Below are 17,086 nucleotides of genomic sequence, written 5' to 3'. Positions count from 1 at the left end.
GGCGGTTTTAGCCGGGTGGCGACGTGGTCATCCGGATCTCGGGGAAGACAAACCACGGCCCATACCGGCACAGATGAACGACAGTCTCTGCCATCGGTTGGTCAACAGCTCGACAAGGACATCAGGTGGCTCCCCACAAGCTCCCGGAAGGACGCCCAACTGTGAGAGTTGCTCGGGCGTGACGGGCTGGAGGAAGCTGGGCGAAGCCGGTGTCCGTCGAGTGCGGGACCTGGCGAGGTTCAGGCCGACGCTCAGCGTGGTCGTGCCGGTCTACAACGTGGCGGAGTACGTCGAGAAGAGCCTGCGCAGCGTCCTGGACCAGCCGCGGAACGAGATCTCGAAGCTCGAGGTGATCGTCGTCGACGACGGCTCGACCGACGGGTCGGCGCAGATCCTGCGTCGACTGGCCGCGGAGGAGTCCTGCATCACCGTCATCACCCAGCCGAACTCGGGGGTGTCCCGAGCACGTCACACCGGGATCGACGCCGCGACAGGTGAGCTGCTGACGTTCGTCGACCCCGACGACACCCTGCCGCACGATGCGTGGTCGGCGATGGTGCGGTCGCTGCGGCGTACGGGCTCGGACTTCGCGGTCGGTGCGGCAGAGCGGGTGGCCGTCGAAGGCGGGGTGGAGCGCAGGTTCATGACGCCGCTGATGCGCCGCAACCACGCGGAGGAGCGGCTCAGGTGCCGGATCGAAGACGCGCCGCTCATGCTCGCCGACATCTTCGTCTGGAACAAGATCTTCCGGCGGTCGTTCTGGACGGAGAACGCGATCGCCTTCCCCGAGCGCACGCGCTACCAGGACCAGGTCGCGCTCACTCAGGTGTTCCTTGCCGCAGACTCCTTCGACGTGATGACCGAGATCGTCTACGACTGGCAGGTCCGCTCCGACCGGTCCTCGGCGACGCAGAAGCGTGCGCAGATCGCGAACCTCGTCGAGCGGATCGACACCAAGCGCCAGACCATCGAGCTAGTTCGCGCGGCCGGCTCGGCGAAGCTCATGGAGACCCTGCTCGTCGAGGTCTTGCCGATCGACATGTGGGAGCACTTCCGCGCGGCCGTCCACCCCGATACCGAGGACCCGAGCCGCTACTGGAAGCTGCTGCGCGCCGCCGTCCTGGAGTTCTGGTACGACGCCGGGGTGCCGTTCGAGAACACGGCGGTTCCACGTGCTCAACGGCTGATGGCGTGGCTGGTCGCCCAGGACCGTGCAGAGGACCTCGTCGCGCTGATCGCGATGATCGACAGGTACGGCGCCCGGGCAGCCTTTCGGCAGCATCCGTGGCGCAACGATCCGGCGCTGCCCCTGGATCTGGGCAACATCGAGAAGGTCGATGGGAGTGCCCTGCTGACGCGGCAACCAATGCGTGGATAGGCTCGGCCCCGTGCGAGAACGTTTCCGGTTGACCCCAGGCGGTCGTTACCCCCACGAGCCTTGGTTCCACATCGGTTCATTGGGGGTGACCACGACGTGGCTCGTGGTCTTCGCGAGCATCGTCGGGCTGGTCCTCTTCGCCGTGATGGGCGGCCAGGGTGTGCTGGCCGGGCTGGCCCTGATCCAGCCCAACCTCGCCGAGCTCAAGCTGTGGACGCTGTTCACCTGGCCCTTCGCCTACCCGCAGTTCAGCATCTTCGACGTCCTGGCGATCTTCTTCTTCTGGTACTTCGGCTCCGACCTCGAGCGCAACGAGCTCGGCCGGGTCCGGTTCGCCTGGCTGCTGGTGGCCTTCACCGCGGTGCTCTCGTTCCTGGCCGTCGTCTTCGGCGCGGTGCTGGACCCGAACTACATTCTCGCCGGCCTCGGGATGCTGGAGATGATGGTGGTGCTGCTGTGGATCGCGCAGTGGCCCGACCGGATGTTCATGTTCAACATCCCGGCCTGGCTCTTCGGCGTGATCCTCGTCGGCATCCAGCTGATCCAGTACCTCGGCTACCGCAGCTGGGTGATGCTGCTGGTCTTCGTCGTCGGCCTCTTCGTCAACGCCTTCGTGGCGCGCCAGTTCGGCCTGCTCGACCGGTTCCCCTGGATCCCGCAGGTGGCCGGCGGTCCCGGCCAGCCGAAGGCGGCCAAGCCGGCCAAGGCCAAGAAGCGCAAGTCGGGCCCGACCGTGGTCACCGGTCCCTGGGAGTCCTCGACCGTCTCCAAGGACGACCAGCGGATGGACGAGCTCCTCGAGAAGATCCACGCCGAGGGCGCCGACTCGCTGACCAGCAAGGAGAAGAAGGAGCTCATGCAGCTGCGGGAACGCCGACGCCGCGGCTGAGGCGGAAATCGGCCGAAGTTGAGTGTGATCCACTCAAGTTTCGGCCGTATTCGCGGTGAATGCATGGTCGGAGGTCCCGGCTTTGGACGCGTGACGTTGACGCTTGTCGATAACGGTGTCACTCTTGTAGACGGCCCGGTATCGCGGGAACTTCTAGTGATTCCAACGAAGGAAACGTATTCATGGCGAAGGCGCTGATCGGTTACATGAGCAGCGACCTGCGGACTCCCGCCCACCTCACCGCCGAGAATGCTCGGTTGCGTGCACGTGTGCGTGAGCTCGAGGATCTCGTTCTCACTCTGAAGACGGAGAACGACGCTCTGGTCGCGGCTCACACCGCCGACCTGGACACCTCGATGCAGGAGATGCAGCCCGCCTGACCTGCGGGCAACTCTGCAACACCACGAGCGAGAGCTATTTCGTGTTTCACGGCTAGCTTCGTTCAGGGGGAACCGACTCTGAAACTCAGGGTCGGTTTCGACCTTTTGGAGCGGACTACTCACTGGTTGCGGAGCATCCCCTGAAATTCACCCTTCAGGTGGCGAGGAACAACCGACTTGGTTAAGATCACGCGGTTCGCCGCGGACGGCGGACCTCCGCATCCTCCCCCACAGGAGCTCCTCCCTTGTACTCGTTGTGCCATGCCCTGGACTCGGCGTGCGCGCTGCTGCCACCACAAGCCGCACGATGAAGGGCCGTCCTGGCCCGCGATTCGACATCCAGGCGCTGCGGGCCGTCGCGGTGTCGCTCGTCGTCGTCTACCACTTCTGGCCGCACCGGCTCACCGGTGGCTACGTCGGCGTCGACGTCTTCTTCGTCATCTCGGGCTTCCTGATCACCACGCACCTGCTGGACCACGTCCCGTCCTCGCTGCGGGACCTCGGTGAGTTCTGGGGGAGGCGGATCCGGCGGCTGCTCCCGGCCGCGCTGAGCGTGATCGCGGTGACGCTGGCGGCCACATGGTGGATCGCTCCGGCGACGCTGTGGGACGGTACGGCCCGGCAGGCGGTCGCCTCCGCCATCTACGTGCAGAACTGGTTCCTCGCGGGGGAGGCGGTCGACTACCTCGCTGCCGACAACGCCGCCACGCCGGTGCAGCACTACTGGTCGCTCTCGGTCGAGGAGCAGTTCTATCTCCTCTGGCCGGTGCTCCTGCTCGCCGTCGGCGTGGTCGCCCGCCGCCGCAGGATGTCGGTACGCCGCGTCGCAGGCGTGGCTGTGGCGCTCCTCGTGGTCGGCTCGCTGCTCTGCTCGGTCCTGATCACCGACGCCTCGGCCTACTTCGTGACCCAGACACGGGTCTGGGAGCTGGGTCTGGGCGGCCTGGTCGCGATCGCCACACCACGCCTGGGCCGGTTGCCGGCCGTCGCCCGTTTGGCGCTGGTCTGGAGCGGGCTGGGGCTGGTGGCGTACGCCTCGGTTGTGTTCGACCACGCCACCGTGTTCCCGGGTTCCGCTGCGCTGGTGCCGGTCGTCGGTGCCGCTCTGGTCATCGCCGCCGACGTACGTCGCGGCCCGCTGTCTCCGCTGTGGCTGATGGCAAGGCGTCCGTTGCAGGTGCTCGGCGACCTGTCCTACTCGATCTATCTGTGGCACTGGCCGCTGGTCGTCCTGCTGCCCTACGCGCTGGACGGTCCGGTTCCGGGCGTGGTCAAGCTCCTCGGCCTGTGTGCTGTCGTGCTGGCCGCGTGGGCGACCAAGACCTATGTGGAAGACCCGCTGCGCGGACGGCGTCCGCTCGGTCTTCCACTGCGCCGCAGCTTCGTTTTCGCGCTGGCCGGAGCACTGATCATCGGCACCTGCGGGTTCGCACTCCACCGCGAGTCCGAGGCGCAGGCCCGGCAGACCGCGGCGCCCTCGTCCACGGAGGACCCCTGCTATGCGGCGGCTGCGCTGTCTCAGGCGTCGTGCGCCCCGCACGGCTCGGGAGAGCTCTACCTGCCGCCGCTGGCCGCTGTCGACGACAAGTCTCGCCTCTTCGAGAATGGATGCGTCCTGCAGATGGACGACACGTCCCGGCGTACCTGCACCTTCGGGAGCGACGCACCCGACGCGACCCCGGTCGCGTTGGTGGGCAACTCGCATGCCGCGATGTGGGCGCCGGCGCTGGAGCTCGTCGCCCGGGAGCGTAACTGGCAGGTCACGGCCTACCTGATGTACGAGTGCTACACCGTTGACCGGCCGGTTGAGCTGCCAGACCAGGCGGCGACGAAAGCGTGCGCCGACTGGAACACCTATGTCGTCAACCGGGTCGCGGGTGGTCGGGAACGGCTGGTGGTGGTCAGCAACCGCTACTACCGCACCATGGCTGCCGCCGACGGTGATCGGGGCGAGAGCCTCGAGCTGGCCCGTAAGGCGTCCGGCCGGGTGCTGAAGCGTTGGGTGGCCGCCGACAAGAGGGTGCTGGTGATCGAGGACCCGCCCACGCCGCCGACGCCGAACACGCCGGACTGCGTCGCCGCCAACCCGCGTGATCTCGGCGCGTGCGACGGAAGTGTGAAGCAGACCGCATCACCGGACCCGATGGCGGCCGTCGCCCGCACCTCACCCCTGGACGGTGTCGAGGTGCTCGACACCACCACCGACTTCTGCCGTGATGGCAGGTGCTACGCGACGATCGGCGGGGTGGTGGCCTACTGCGACCGCTCGCACGTGACCGCGACATACGTGAAGAGTCTGACGGGCCGCCTCGACGCGGCCACGACGGCAGCCCTAGGAAATTGAAGGACCCATGCCCACACACCCCGTGACAAGTGCATCAGCCGAACCCCGTGAGGACGAGGTGCTGGCGAGCGCCGAGGACGTACGGACCTATCTCGCGCAGCTGCCGCGGGCCGCCCGCCAGGTGTCAATCGTGGTCGCCGACGTGGACCTGGTTCGCGTCCTGACGCTCGCCGACCCGGAGGTCACCGCGCACCGGTTCGCGATGCGGATCGAGCGGTGGGAGTCCCCGCACAGTCGGTGGAACGGCCGCCTCGGCTGGGCGCCAGGAGTGCTCCGCCAAGAGGTGCGCTATCCGCGCAGCGGTGTCGGCACCGCCGAGGTCGAGATCGTGCTACGCGAGCCAATTCCGCTCGCCGCGATCGTTCGCGCCGTCTACCCGCTCTTCGCGGTCACGCGCGGGCAGCACGGCTACGGGTACGTCGAGCTCGGCACCGACGCGCTCGCGCCCGCCGGACTCGGGCTGCTGCCCACGCCGACAGCCCCGGGCATCCCGGAGCTGCCGGTCGACCACCTCAGCGGCGTCGGCCTGAGCCTGGCCGACTTCGGCCTCGTCAGCGACCGATCGCGGCTGGCCGAGCTGACCGCAGTCAAGGACGACCCGGCGAACACGGTCTTCCGGCACCCGCTGGCCGTCGACACCACGACCGGACACCTGGTCGTCTCGGACCGTGGCATCGCCCCGTTGGTCGACCTCAACGTGCACAACCCGGTCGGGCGGTTCCAGGGTTGGTACGACCCCGACGGCTGGCTGACGGCGACCCTCGCCTCCGGGCAGCTGCGGCTCGAGCCGACTGCTGCCTCGAGCTCCGCGGCGACGGGGTTCGCTCAGGCGCTGACGGAGCCGCTGCGCGCCGCGGACGTGCGCAGCCTGCGCCGGATCGAGTCGGTCGATCTGTCCGGCCTCGAGGTCACCGACGCCGGCGAGGAGCGTGCGGTATATCGCCGGCTGGCCGAGCTGGCGGCCACCGGCGTCATCCTGCACTCGCTCCCCGCCGCGATGCGGCTCGCCGAGGACGTACTCGGCAAGGAGCTGGCTGCGATGCTGCGCCTGCCGCACCGACCGAGCAGCGGCCTGGTGCGTGAGCTGCGGTCGGTGCCCCAGCGACGCGAGGCGATGGAGCGCTTCGGCGGTTTCTTCGAGCTCGCCGGCCACGCCCAGGAGCACGGGCACCGGCTGCTCCCCAAGGTCAGCGCCGTCCTCTCCACAATGCGGCCGGGCCGGGTCGCCGGGGTGATCGAGGCACTCGCCGCGCAGCGTTATCCGCACCTGGAGATCATCGTCGCCGTCCACGGTGCCGAGGGGCCGCTCCCGCCGCGGCTGGAGAAGGTCATCGCAGCAACCGGCGCGATCGTCACCCGCCACGAGAAGGCGAAGGCGTTCGGTTCCGTCCTGGCCGACGCGGCGCGGGTGGCGTCGGGAGACCTGGTCGTGAAGATCGACGACGACGACATCTACGGCCCGCAGGTGATCGGCGACCTGGTGCTCGCCTACCTCTACTCCGGTGCCGACATGGTCGGGAAGACGACCGAGTACCTCTACCTCGAGGCGCTCGACCACACCGTCCACCGCACCTTCGCGACCGAGGCGTACCACTACCAGCTCGCCGGCGGCGCGATGATGCTCTCCACCGGCATGCTCAACGAGATCGGTGGATGGCGGCCCACACCCAACTCGACCGACCGGTCGGTGCTGATCCGGGCGGGGAACGCGGGTGCGATCGGCTATCGCACCCACGGGCTCGGCTACGTCTACATCCGTCACGCCGACGGACACACCTGGCGGCGTGACGACTCCAGCCTGGTCGCCGGCTCCTACGAACAGTGGCCACGCTTCATGCCCGAGATCGTCGAAGGCTGAGCGCTCACGCGCTCGGCCGTCCAGAACCCCCTAGCGAAACCCCCACAGAAGGCCCAGAGAAGGACTCCATGCCGAAGTCATTGACCCCTAATCCCGCGCTCAGCGACGTCGTCTTCAAGAACCAATGGCGCGACGTGTTCGACGGCACCGTCCCGGATGGCTGGGAGCCGACGCTGAAGGTCTCGGTGGTCACCGCCGCCTTCAACTCCAAGACCCTCGATCTCACCCTCGCCTCGCTCGCGGCGCAGGACTATCCCGAGGAGCTCCTCGAGGTCATCGTCATCGACGACGGCAGTGAGCCGGCTGTCGAGATCGGGAAGTACGCCCCGAAGAACACGCGACTGATCCGGGTCCACGAGGAACTCGGCGAGGGCTGGGGACGCTCCAACGCACTGCAAATCGGCATCGAGGCCTCCGACGGCGACATCATCTACTGGGTCGACTCGGACATGATCCTCTTCTCCAACAACGTGCGTGAGCACGCGAAGTGGGCGCACTTCATCCCCGAGGCGGCGACCATCGGCCACAAGGGGTTCGTCGAGGAGTGGGACTTCACTCCCGAGCAGGTCTTCGAGGAGGTCAGATCCGGCGAGATCCGCAAGCACCACGACCTGGAGACTCTGCACCGGCACTGGTCGCTGGACATCTACGAGGAGACCAACGACCTCAACGCCAGCGGTGGTCGCAACTACTCCACGCACATGGGGGCGTGCGCCACGGTTACCCGCTCGGTCTACGAGCAGACCTTCGGGCAGCGTCCTGAGCTGAAGCTCGGAGACGACACCGAGATCGCCTACCAGATCTGGCAGCGGGGCGCGGTCTTCATCCCGGTGCAGTCGGCCCAGACCTATCACCTGGGTCGTGCGACGGTGCAGGACAAGGGCCGCGAGGTCGCTCATTTCAACGACGTCCACTTCGCGCAGCGGATGCCGATCCCGCGCTACCGGCGTGCCGCGACGAACCGTCAGTGGGAGGTGCCGTTCGTCACCGCCGTGGTAAAGGTCGACATCGACACCGCCGAGGTGGCCCGGCGCTGCGTCGACATGCTGCTCAACCAGACCGAGTCCGACCTGCAGGTGCTGCTTGTCGGTCCCTGGTCGACGCTGGAGACCGGGCGGCGTCGGGTGCTCGCCGACGTGGCGGTCGAGCTTCATCTGCTGCAGGAGTGGTACCGGTGCGAGGGCCGCGTCACGATGGTCGAGGACGACCCCGACGACGTCTTCCCCTCGCCCTACCGCCTCGACGTACCGGTCACCCTCGGACTGGGACCCAGCGCGTTGAACGAGATCATGCGGGACGTCTACGGCAACGACCTCGGCGTGGTGAACTACTTCCCGCCCGAGGGTGTCGAGCAGTCCGAGGTTCTCACGATCAGGCCGACCCAGGCCTACAGCCGCGCGTTGCGATACGCCTCCGAGACGGTCAGCCCCATCGAGGCTCTCGACGCCGTGTGGGGGGTCGAGTGGCGCTCCAGCAAGGAGCTCGGTCTCATCGACCTTCGCACGGCCGAGCCGGTCAAGAAGATCACCCGTGGGGACAGTGATCTGGCCGTGGCCGATCTGCGGGAACAGCTGGCGATGGCACGCCAGCGGATCGAGAACGTCAGGAACCGGGCACATGCCAACCGGAAGCGCGCTGAGGTCGCCGAGGCACGTGCCGAGGCGCTGGGCATCAAGCGCCGCGTCCGCAGCAAGGTCGGGCGGGTTGCGCGCGGTCTGCGGCGTTCATGAACGGGATCACCGAGGAGCAGATTCAAGGGCTCGTCGAGGCCAGAGACGTCGCCAGGGCCATAGCCGCGCTCGAGGCGTGGCGCCAGCAGAGCGGGCGGAGTCCTGACGAGGGGCTGTTGATCGCCGCCGAGGCCCTGCAGAACGGTGCCGGTCGTCTCGTTGCTGACCGTCTGGTCCGGCCGGACGGGACCGTTGACGGGAGCAGGTTCAACGCCGTCGTGCGCTTCCTCAGCTTCTACGGGCTGCAGGATCTGGCGGCCGGAGTGGTTGGCGAGGTGGAGCAGCTCGGGTTGCTCCCCGGCGGCGACCAGCGGTTGGAGAGCGCCAAGAGCGTCATCGACGGCGTGCGTCGCCAGTTCGAGGAGTTCACCAAGCACGTCGACAGTGGGGCATACGAGCTCGTCCGGCTCACCGAAGCGCGCGAGTTCGAGCGCCGGCCGATGCCAGATCGCCTTCCGCTCGACACCGAGGCAGACCTGGTCTGCTTCCAGACCGGGTCGAGGATCGCGGATCAGCCGTCCACCTTCGACCAGGACTTCGCCGAGCTGCCGGCCGATCAGCGCGAGGTCCTGCTGGCGGCCGGGTTCGACCGCGGACACACCGAGACCGACGTCGAGCGGGTCTTCCTCGCCCGAGACGTGCGTTTCTGCATCAGCAACGAAGACGTCGCCACGGCCTTCACCGGACAGCGCCGTACCCGCGCGATCCGCGCCTCCCGGTACGCCAAGGCCAGCAGCCTCAACATCGCCGCGCCCGTCACCGACCAGATCCCTGCTGCGTACGTCTTGCCGTTCGCGCACAACTACGTGAACTACTATCACGCGATCGCTGAGACGGCGGCCGGCCTGCGAAGCGTCCACCGGGTGCCCGACCACGTCCCGATCGTCTACGTCGAGGACCGATTCGGTGTCCTGCCCTTCGTCTTCGAGCGGCTCGGGCTCGACCCGTCCCGCCTGGTCGCGGCCAAGGATCTCGAGACCACCCTCGTCGCCTGTGCCTACTGGCCGGACCCGCCGCCGTTCCTGTGGGCGAGCTGGGTCTATGACTTCTTCGGCGCACTGGGGTCGGGCGACATCGACCGCCGCTACCGCCGCGTCTACCTCTCCCGGGCCCGGTCGGTACGCTCATTCGACAACGAGGCCGACGTCGAGAGCGCCCTCGCACACCTCGGCTACCAGATCGTCTACGCCGAAGACCTGGACATCGACGAGCAGGCACATGTCTTCGGCGCCGCCGACGTCATCGTCGCCCCACACGGTGCCGGCCTCACCAACCTGGTCTTCTCCCGCTCCGGCACCCGGCTCGTGGAGCTCTTTCCCTCGACGTTCGTGAAACCCAACTTCTATCTCAGGTCCAAGCACCTCGGCGTCGACTATCGGGCCATGGTCGTATCCGACAACACCGTCGACCTGAGCCTTCTCCTCCAGCTCGTCGGGAGTGTGGATCGGCCGTGGGCTCCGGGCTGGTTGGCTGCGTGGTCGGTGCGGCGCTGAAGGCGGTTCGTCACCTGTGGCGGGTGGCCGACGACAGGCTCAAGCTCGACGTCCGTCGATGAGTGACCTCAGCGGGTTATCCTCGACCCGCTGGGGTTCCCCTGAGCAGCGGCGATTAGATTTGCTGGCTCACCTCAGCCACGCTGATGTGTTGCGAACTGTGTACGACCACGTGGTCCTGAGCCGGGGGAGAAGCCGATGTACCTCAAGCGTCTGACGCTGAAGGGTTTCAAGTCGTTCGCCTCCGCGACGACCCTCGAGCTCGAACCGGGGATCACCTGCATCGTCGGCCCCAACGGCTCGGGCAAGTCCAACGTCGTCGACGCGCTCGCCTGGGTCATGGGTGAGCAGGGTGCCAAGAGCCTGCGCGGCGGAAAGATGGAGGACGTCATCTTCGCCGGCACGGCCGGGCGCGCCCCTCTGGGCCGCGCCGAGGTCTCGTTGACGATCGACAACACCGACGGCGCGCTGCCGATCGAGTACGCCGAGGTCACCATCTCGCGCACGATGTTCCGCAACGGCGGCTCGGAGTACGCCATCAACGGCAGTCCGTGCCGGCTGCTCGATGTCCAGGACCTCCTGTCGGACTCCGGTATCGGCCGCGAGATGCACGTCATCGTCGGCCAGGGCCAGCTCGACACGATCCTGCGCGCGACCCCGGAGGACCGCCGCGGCTTCATCGAGGAGGCCGCCGGCGTCCTCAAGCACCGCAAGCGCAAGGAGAAGGCGCTGCGCAAGCTCGACTCCACGCAGGTCAACCTGGACCGCCTCCAGGACCTGCTCGTCGAGATCCGCCGCCAGCTCAAGCCGCTCGGCCGCCAGGCGGAGGTCGCCCGCCAGGCGCAGACGGTGCAGATGGACGTACGCGACGCCAAGGCCCGCATCTACGCCGACGACCTGGTCACCGCGAAGACCGAGCTCGACAAGGAGCTCGCCGACGAGGGCGCGCTGTTGGCCCGGAGGGCCGAGGTCGAGGAGACCATCGCGGAGGGCCGCGAGCAGGAGGCGGTCCTCGAGGCCGCGCTGCGCGAGGACCTGCCGGCGCTGGCAGCCGCGCAGGAGACCTGGTTCGCGCTGAACTCGCTGCGCGAGCGGCTGCGAGGCACGCAGTCGCTGGCCTCCGAGCGGGTGCGCAACGCGGCCGGCTCCGAGGACCTGGAGGTGCGCCAGGGGCGTGACCCTGAGGAGCTCGAGGCCCAGGCCGAGGTGGCGCGCGAGCAGGAGGAGACCGCAGACGCCGAGGTCGAGGAGCTTCGCTACTCCCTCGAGGAGGCCGTCGAGTCTCGTAAGGAAGCGGAGGATGCCGCGGCCGAGGAGGAGCGCCGGGTCAAGGGGCTCGAGCGCGCCGCCGCCGACCGTCGCGAGGGGCTGGCCCGGTTGACCGGTCAGGTCAACGCGCTCAAGTCGCGGGCCGCTGCCGCCGATGACGAGGTCGGGCGGCTGACCGCCGCTCGCGAGGAGGCGCTGGCGCGCGCCGAGCGGGCCCAGCGCGACTTCACCGCCCTGGAGACCAAGGTCGCCGGGCTGGACGCGGGGGAGGAGGGCCTCGACGCCGAGCACGAGGCCGCCGCCGCCGCGCTCGAGGACATCGAGGAGCGACTCGCCAAGCTGCAGGCCGAGGCGTCGCAGGCCGACCGGGACCGTTCGACGTTGGCCGCCCGCAAGGACGCCCTGGAGATGGGTCTGAACCGCAAGGACGGCGCCGGCGCGCTGCTCGGCTCCGACCTTCCGGGAGTGCTGGGGTCGGTCGCCTCGCTGCTGGCGGTCCGCTCCGGCTACGAGGCCGCGATCGCGGCGGCGCTCGGGACCGCGTCGGACGCGGTCGTCGTCGAGTCCGCCGAGCGTGCCGTCGGCGCGATCGAGCACCTCAAGACCGAGGATCTCGGCCGCGCCGGGCTTCTCCTGGGCGGCTCCCCCGAGGAGACCGGCGGCTGGCCGGCGCTGCCTGCCGGCGCCGAGTACGCGCTGGACGTGGTCGAGTGCCAGCCGGTGCTGCGGCCCGCGGTGGCGCGGCTGCTCGACAAGGTCGCGGTGGTCGAGGACCTCGCCACGGCCCGGGCGCTCGCGGCGGCTGACCCCGACGTCACCGCGGTCACCCGCGAGGGCGACCTGATCGGCGCCCACTTCGCCTCCGGCGGCTCCTCCAGCGTACCCAGCCTGATCGAGGTGCAGGCCGCGGTCGACGAGGCCACCGCCCAGCTCGCCGACGCCCACGCGGTCTCCGAGCGCGCCACCTTCGAGACCTCCCGGCTCGAGGCCGAGCGGCTGGCCGCGCAGAAGCGGGTCGACGTCGCCCTGGCCAAGCTGCACGAGTCCGACGCGACCCTGGCCGCCGTCGCCGAGGAGCTCGGCCAGTTCGGGGCGCAGTCGCGTGCGGCTCGCGGCGAGGCCGAGCGGCTGCTGGCCGCCGTCGAGCAGGCACAGGAGGCGCGCGAGAACGCCGTCGCCGGGCTCGCCGAGCTCGAGGAACGCCTCGCGATGGCCGAGGAGGACCCCGAGGACGAGCCCGACCTCAGCGCCCGCGAGGAGCTGGCCCAGGCCGCCCGCGACGCACGACAGCGTGAGATGGACGCGCGGTTGGCGCTGCGTACCTCCGAGGAACGCGCCCGCGCGCTGGCCGGCCGTGCCGACGGTCTGCTCCGCGCGGCCCGTCAGGAGCGCGAGCAGCGCGCCAAGGCGGCCGCCCGCCGTGAGCAGATGCGCCGCGAGGGCGAGGCCGCGCGAGCGGTCGGCACCGCGGTGGCGTACGCACTGGACCGTCTGGAGGTCTCGGTGCAGCAGGCCGCCCGCGCCCGCACCGAGATCGAGGAGTCCCGCGCTGGGCGCGAGCAGGCGCTGCGCGAGTGCCGCTCGCTGCTGCGCAACCTCGGCAAGGAGCTCGAGGAGCTGGTCAACTCGGTCCACCGCGACGAGATGGCCCGCGCCCAGCAGCGGATGCGGATCGAGCAGCTCGAGGAGCGGATCCTCGAGGAGCTCGGCCTCGACCCCGAGGCGATCGTGAAGGACTACGGCCCTGACCAGCTGGTCCCGCAGCACCCCGACGAGGACGGCAACGAGCGCGAGCCGATCGCCTACGTCCGTGCCGAGCAGGCCAAGCGGCTCAAGATCGCCGAGAAGAACCTGCGCGCGCTGGGCAAGGTCAACCCGCTTGCCCTCGAGGAGTTCGCGGCCATGGAGGAGCGTCACAAGTTCCTCACCGAGCAGCTCGAGGACCTCAAGCAGACCCGCAAGGACCTTCTCGACATCGTCAAGGAGGTCGACAACCGCGTCGAGCAGGTCTTCACCGAGGCCTGGGAGGACGTACGCGTCGCCTTCGACCACGTCTTCGCGCGGCTCTTCCCGGGCGGTGAGGGCAGGCTCGTGCTCACCGACCCGGACAACATGCTCACCACCGGCATCGAGGTCGAGGCGCGCCCGCCGGGCAAGAAGGTCAAGCGGCTCTCGCTGCTCTCCGGCGGCGAGCGGTCCTTGGTGGCCGTAGCCTTCCTGGTCTCGCTCTTCAAGGCGCGCCCCTCGCCCTTCTACATCCTCGACGAGGTCGAGGCCGCGCTCGACGACACCAACCTCGGCCGGCTCCTGGAGATCTACGAGGAGCTGCGCGAGTCCTCGCAGTTGCTCGTCATCACCCACCAGAAGCGCACGATGGAGGTCGGCGACGCCCTCTACGGCGTCACCATGCGCGGCGACGGTGTCACCACCGTCATCTCGCAGCGCCTCCGCGACGCCCAGCCTGCCTGATCCGCGTGGCTTGCCGACGAGCACGAACCACCCGACTGGCTCACCTCAACCTGCTGCGTCACTGATCGCTGTCGTTGAGGGCGGCGATCCGGTCGGCGTCCGCGAGCGCTTGGAGACGTAGCGCCCGCGCTGACCAGAGCATCCGATCGGCGGCTTCCTTCCGGGTGAGCCCGGCGACGTCGGTGAGCCAGACGAGTGACTCGATGCCGACAGCACTGCGGACGGCCAACGCCAGGAGATGGATCTCGGTGTCGGTGAGTCGTGGGCGCAACGGCTCCAGGGCCTCCTCGAACCAGGCGATGGCCCGGCCCTGACGTAGAGGCAGGGATTCGCTCGAGGTCTCCGGATCGAGCGAGAGCCGCAGCATCGTCCGCTGCTGGTGCTCGGTGTCGACGACGATCTCGATGAAGGCCGCGACGGCACCCAGGAGACGCGCCTCCGGATCATCACCGGCGTTGTGTGGGACCAGGGTGGTGGCGGTGGTTTCAGGGTGCGCTGCGACCAACAGGGCCTTCTGGGTGGGGAAGTAGCGATAGGCGGTCGTGCGTGAGACGGACGCGGCCTCCGCGGCAGCCTCGACCGTCGGTGCGGCACCACCTTGGGCGACGAGGTCCCGCGCGGCAGCCACCAAGGCATCGCGGGTCCGCTGCTTCTGTCTGGTTCGGCCGGTACGCACGTACGGCATTGACATGGGCATCACGGTACCTTAGTGTCATTATGGGACTCAAGTCCCATAATGAAGGCAGGTCGCCATGGAGACGCGAGAGACAACCGTGCGAGCGGACGGGCAGGGTGAGCGTCGCTGGTTCTGCGGCGGCGGGGTACACACCTGGCTGGCCACCGAGGAGGAGACCGGCGGCGCGTACCTGCTCTTCGAGGACGCGCTGGATGAGGGCAAGACGACTCCGCTGCACCAACATCCCGAGGCGGACGAGACGTTCTACATGCTCGAGGGCGAGGTTCGGCTGTACATCGCCGGCGAGGAGCAGCGGCTCGCGGCGGGCGGTATCGCGATCATCCCGCGCGGCGTGCCTCACGCGTTCATGGTGGTGACGCCGACGGCACGGATGCTCTGCCTCCAGACGCCGGGCCGAGGGGAAGCGTTCTACCGGCACGCGAGCGAGCCGGCCGGCCCTGGCGACCAGCCGATGCCGGACTTCGGGCGGGTCCGCGCGGCAGCTGCTGCTACGGGTGCGATCGAGATCCTCGGCCCTCCGCCGTTCTGACTGACGCCCCGCCTACCGCCCCTGCTCGCGGCTCAGCGCCCGCGGCGGTAGGAGCGGATGAGGCTGGAGGTCGACGCGACGTACGCCGCAGAGTGCGCAGCGCACGTAGACGACTCGGCCCTCTGAGGTCTGATGGCTGGACTCGGTGAGCCAGCCGTGGTCGTGGGTGGCGTCCGCACGCCGGGACTCCTCTGTTGCGCTGCCGGTCATGGTCGCCACTCTGCTGTAATGGTCTTATGCATCTCAACCCTTACGGCGAGTACGCCGTGCTCCTGGCCGCCTCGCTCGCCGACGATTGGCCTGCGGACCGGGTCAGCATCGAGGCCCGGACCCGGCAGTTCGGGATGACGATGGACTTCGCCGAGTCTCCAGACGACCACGCGCGCACTCGGCAGGTGATCGATGAGTGGCTTCGCGTCGTCGATGCGTCGGAGCCGGGGGAGAGGGCGCGGTTGCTGAACGAGCTGATGGCGCAGGCGACCGCGTATCCGCGGCTGACCGACCACGGGCGTGAAGGGTGGCACATCCACTACCGCGATGACACCAACGATTCCCTTCCCGACGTGCTGCGAGCGGTGATCAGCGTGGGCACGGCGCTGCACCTGACCACTCGGGGCATCCATCGGCTGAGCCGGTGCGCTGCCGGCGAAGCAGAGGGGGACCCATGCGCCGCGGTGGTCGTGGACGTGACCCGCAACGGACGACAGCGCTACTGCTCGGTCCGCTGCGCCAACCGCGCCGCGGTCCGCCGGCACCGCGCCCGGCGCTCGCTGGCCGCTCACTGATCGGAGCCGTCAGGTCGAGTCGCTGACGGCTGGGGCCGGCGGGAGGCACACTGACCCCATGAAGTCCGCGTCCGACGGAGGCCGTCCTGAGCTGCGGATGCGTCTTGCGGCGGAGGCGGCGAGCGTGCCTGGTGCGCGCAGATTCGTCACGGACGGGCTGGTGGAGTGGGGCCGCGGGCATCTCGTCGACGATGCCGCCTTGTGTGTCACCGAGATGGCCGCGAACTCTGCCCTGCACAGCGGCAGCCCCTACATGCAGGTCCGACTGCGTGACCTCGAGCCGGGCGTACGGCTCAGCGTCGAGGACGACGGCGCGCTGGTCCCGCTTCCTGCAGTGGCCCCGCCTCCTGTCGAGAGTCAGGGCACCACCGGGCGCGGGTTGGTGATCGTGTCGGTGCTGGCGAAGTCGTGGGGGATCGAGGAGCGTGTCGACGGGCGACGCATCTGGGCCGAGCTCGCCGGCGACGGCGTCGAGCACGACGTACGACCTCCCATGGTGGAGTACGGCGAGCAGGCGATGCCGGAGCCGGCCGCCCTTCCCGCGGACTGGGTCACGGTTCGGCTTCCCGCCTGTCCGGTGCAGCTGGGGCTCCAGATCGACCAGCGCCTCGACGATCTGGTCCGTGAGCTCCAGCTCATCGACTCCGAGGACGGCCCGACCCCGCCGCGCGAGCTCGGCGAGCTCATCGAGCGGCTGGTGACTCGACCGGCCTTCGCGCGCCACCTGGGGCGTCGTACCGCCCTGGACGCAGCCGCGGCGGGGCTGGAGTACGTCGACATCGAGATGACCCTTCCCCGTGAGATGGCTCCCATGCTGCGTGAGCTGCTGGCCGCGGACAACCTGGCCGACGAGCTCAGCGAGACCCACCAGCTGCTCACCCTGCGCTCCACTCCGGAGATGGTGTCGCTACGGACCTGGTTCACCGACAGCATCGTCGGCCAGGCGGAGAACGACGCCGACCCGGTGCCGTACGACGACTGGGTCAAGGCGAGAGACGGCGCTGGGTGATATAGCGGTTGACGCCTGACTGGTACTTCGATGTGGCATCAGACCAGGTCCTCGGCGATATGAACGCGTATGTCTCGTGAACGTTCAATGAACAAAAGGTCAACGCGCGCTAGCAATGGCGCTGATTGGTAAAGGCGGTCCTCTTGAGCCGTCTAGAATTCCTCAGCCGCCGGCTGATTGGTGGCTCCGGCGAGACCCGTCTCGTCATGTTGACGTCCGTCCGGGGGAGCGTCACGTCATAACGAGAAACCTTCGA

13 protein-coding genes are annotated in these 17,086 nt (G+C 68.8%); 11 read left to right on the top strand and 2 right to left on the bottom strand.

What is annotated here, in order from left to right:
• Positions 1 to 178: 178 nt before the first annotated feature.
• The 8 genes from OH802_RS25075 (at position 179) to smc (ending at position 13,810) form a co-directional block, all read left to right on the top strand.
• Positions 179 to 1,378, top strand: coding sequence for a glycosyltransferase family 2 protein (locus OH802_RS25075; protein ID WP_406023139.1), 1,200 nt, complete (start codon positions 179 to 181; stop codon positions 1,376 to 1,378).
• Positions 1,379 to 1,463: 85 nt separating this feature from the next.
• Positions 1,464 to 2,267: a DUF6576 domain-containing protein gene (locus OH802_RS25070; protein ID WP_406023138.1), complete on the top strand. Its 804-nt coding sequence runs from the start codon at positions 1,464 to 1,466 to the stop codon at positions 2,265 to 2,267.
• Between the two features lie 182 nt (positions 2,268 to 2,449).
• On the top strand, positions 2,450 to 2,647 hold the full coding sequence (locus OH802_RS25065) for a hypothetical protein (protein WP_141803713.1): 198 nt from the start codon (positions 2,450 to 2,452) through the stop codon (positions 2,645 to 2,647).
• A gap of 277 nt (positions 2,648 to 2,924) precedes the next feature.
• On the top strand, positions 2,925 to 4,991 hold the full coding sequence (locus tag OH802_RS25060; protein ID WP_406023137.1) for an acyltransferase family protein: 2,067 nt from the start codon (positions 2,925 to 2,927) through the stop codon (positions 4,989 to 4,991).
• 7 nt (positions 4,992 to 4,998) lie between these two features.
• The gene (locus tag OH802_RS25055) at positions 4,999 to 6,849 is read left to right on the top strand and encodes a glycosyltransferase (protein WP_406023136.1); all 1,851 of its coding nucleotides are present in this window, start codon (positions 4,999 to 5,001) and stop codon (positions 6,847 to 6,849) included.
• A gap of 68 nt (positions 6,850 to 6,917) precedes the next feature.
• A complete protein-coding gene (locus OH802_RS25050) occupies positions 6,918 to 8,579 on the top strand; it encodes a glycosyltransferase family 2 protein (RefSeq protein WP_406023135.1) in 1,662 nt (553 codons plus the stop codon).
• Entirely contained in the window at positions 8,576 to 10,072 is a 1,497-nt protein-coding gene (locus tag OH802_RS25045; protein WP_406023134.1) for a glycosyltransferase family 61 protein, read from the top strand. The genes OH802_RS25050 and OH802_RS25045 overlap by 4 nt, the downstream gene beginning before the upstream one ends.
• 198 nt (positions 10,073 to 10,270) lie before the next feature.
• Entirely contained in the window at positions 10,271 to 13,810 is a 3,540-nt protein-coding gene (smc, locus tag OH802_RS25040; protein WP_406023133.1) for a chromosome segregation protein SMC, read from the top strand.
• Between the two features lie 58 nt (positions 13,811 to 13,868).
• Here the strand turns inward: smc and OH802_RS25035 are convergent, their stop codons facing one another.
• Entirely contained in the window at positions 13,869 to 14,501 is a 633-nt protein-coding gene (locus tag OH802_RS25035) for a TetR/AcrR family transcriptional regulator (RefSeq protein WP_406023132.1), read from the bottom strand.
• 61 nt (positions 14,502 to 14,562) lie between these two features.
• Here OH802_RS25035 and OH802_RS25030 point away from each other — a divergent pair, with 61 nt between their 5' ends.
• Positions 14,563 to 15,036 carry a quercetin 2,3-dioxygenase gene (locus OH802_RS25030; protein WP_406023131.1) on the top strand — a complete coding sequence of 158 codons (474 nt, stop codon included), beginning with the start codon at positions 14,563 to 14,565 and terminating at the stop codon, positions 15,034 to 15,036.
• A gap of 12 nt (positions 15,037 to 15,048) precedes the next feature.
• On the opposite strand, the gene OH802_RS25025 is transcribed toward OH802_RS25030, so the two are convergent.
• Positions 15,049 to 15,246: a hypothetical protein gene (locus tag OH802_RS25025; protein ID WP_406023130.1), complete on the bottom strand. Its 198-nt coding sequence runs from the start codon at positions 15,244 to 15,246 to the stop codon at positions 15,049 to 15,051.
• A 26-nt stretch (positions 15,247 to 15,272) separates the two neighbouring features.
• On the opposite strand from OH802_RS25025, the gene OH802_RS25020 reads away from it, so the two are divergent.
• Together OH802_RS25020 and OH802_RS25015 are read left to right on the top strand one after the other, a co-directional pair.
• A complete protein-coding gene (locus tag OH802_RS25020; RefSeq protein WP_406023129.1) occupies positions 15,273 to 15,821 on the top strand; it encodes a CGNR zinc finger domain-containing protein in 549 nt (182 codons plus the stop codon).
• A 58-nt stretch (positions 15,822 to 15,879) separates the two neighbouring features.
• Complete coding sequence (locus tag OH802_RS25015) at positions 15,880 to 16,830, top strand: ATP-binding protein (RefSeq protein ID WP_406023128.1); 951 nt, start codon at positions 15,880 to 15,882, stop codon at positions 16,828 to 16,830.
• Positions 16,831 to 17,086: the final 256 nt, after the last annotated feature.

The sequence above is a fragment of the Nocardioides sp. NBC_00850 genome, from assembly GCF_045207335.1.
Classification (GTDB): domain Bacteria; phylum Actinomycetota; class Actinomycetes; order Propionibacteriales; family Nocardioidaceae; genus Nocardioides.
Note: the sequence above shows the minus strand (reverse complement) of the source record. Positions and strands in the feature narration are given on the sequence as shown.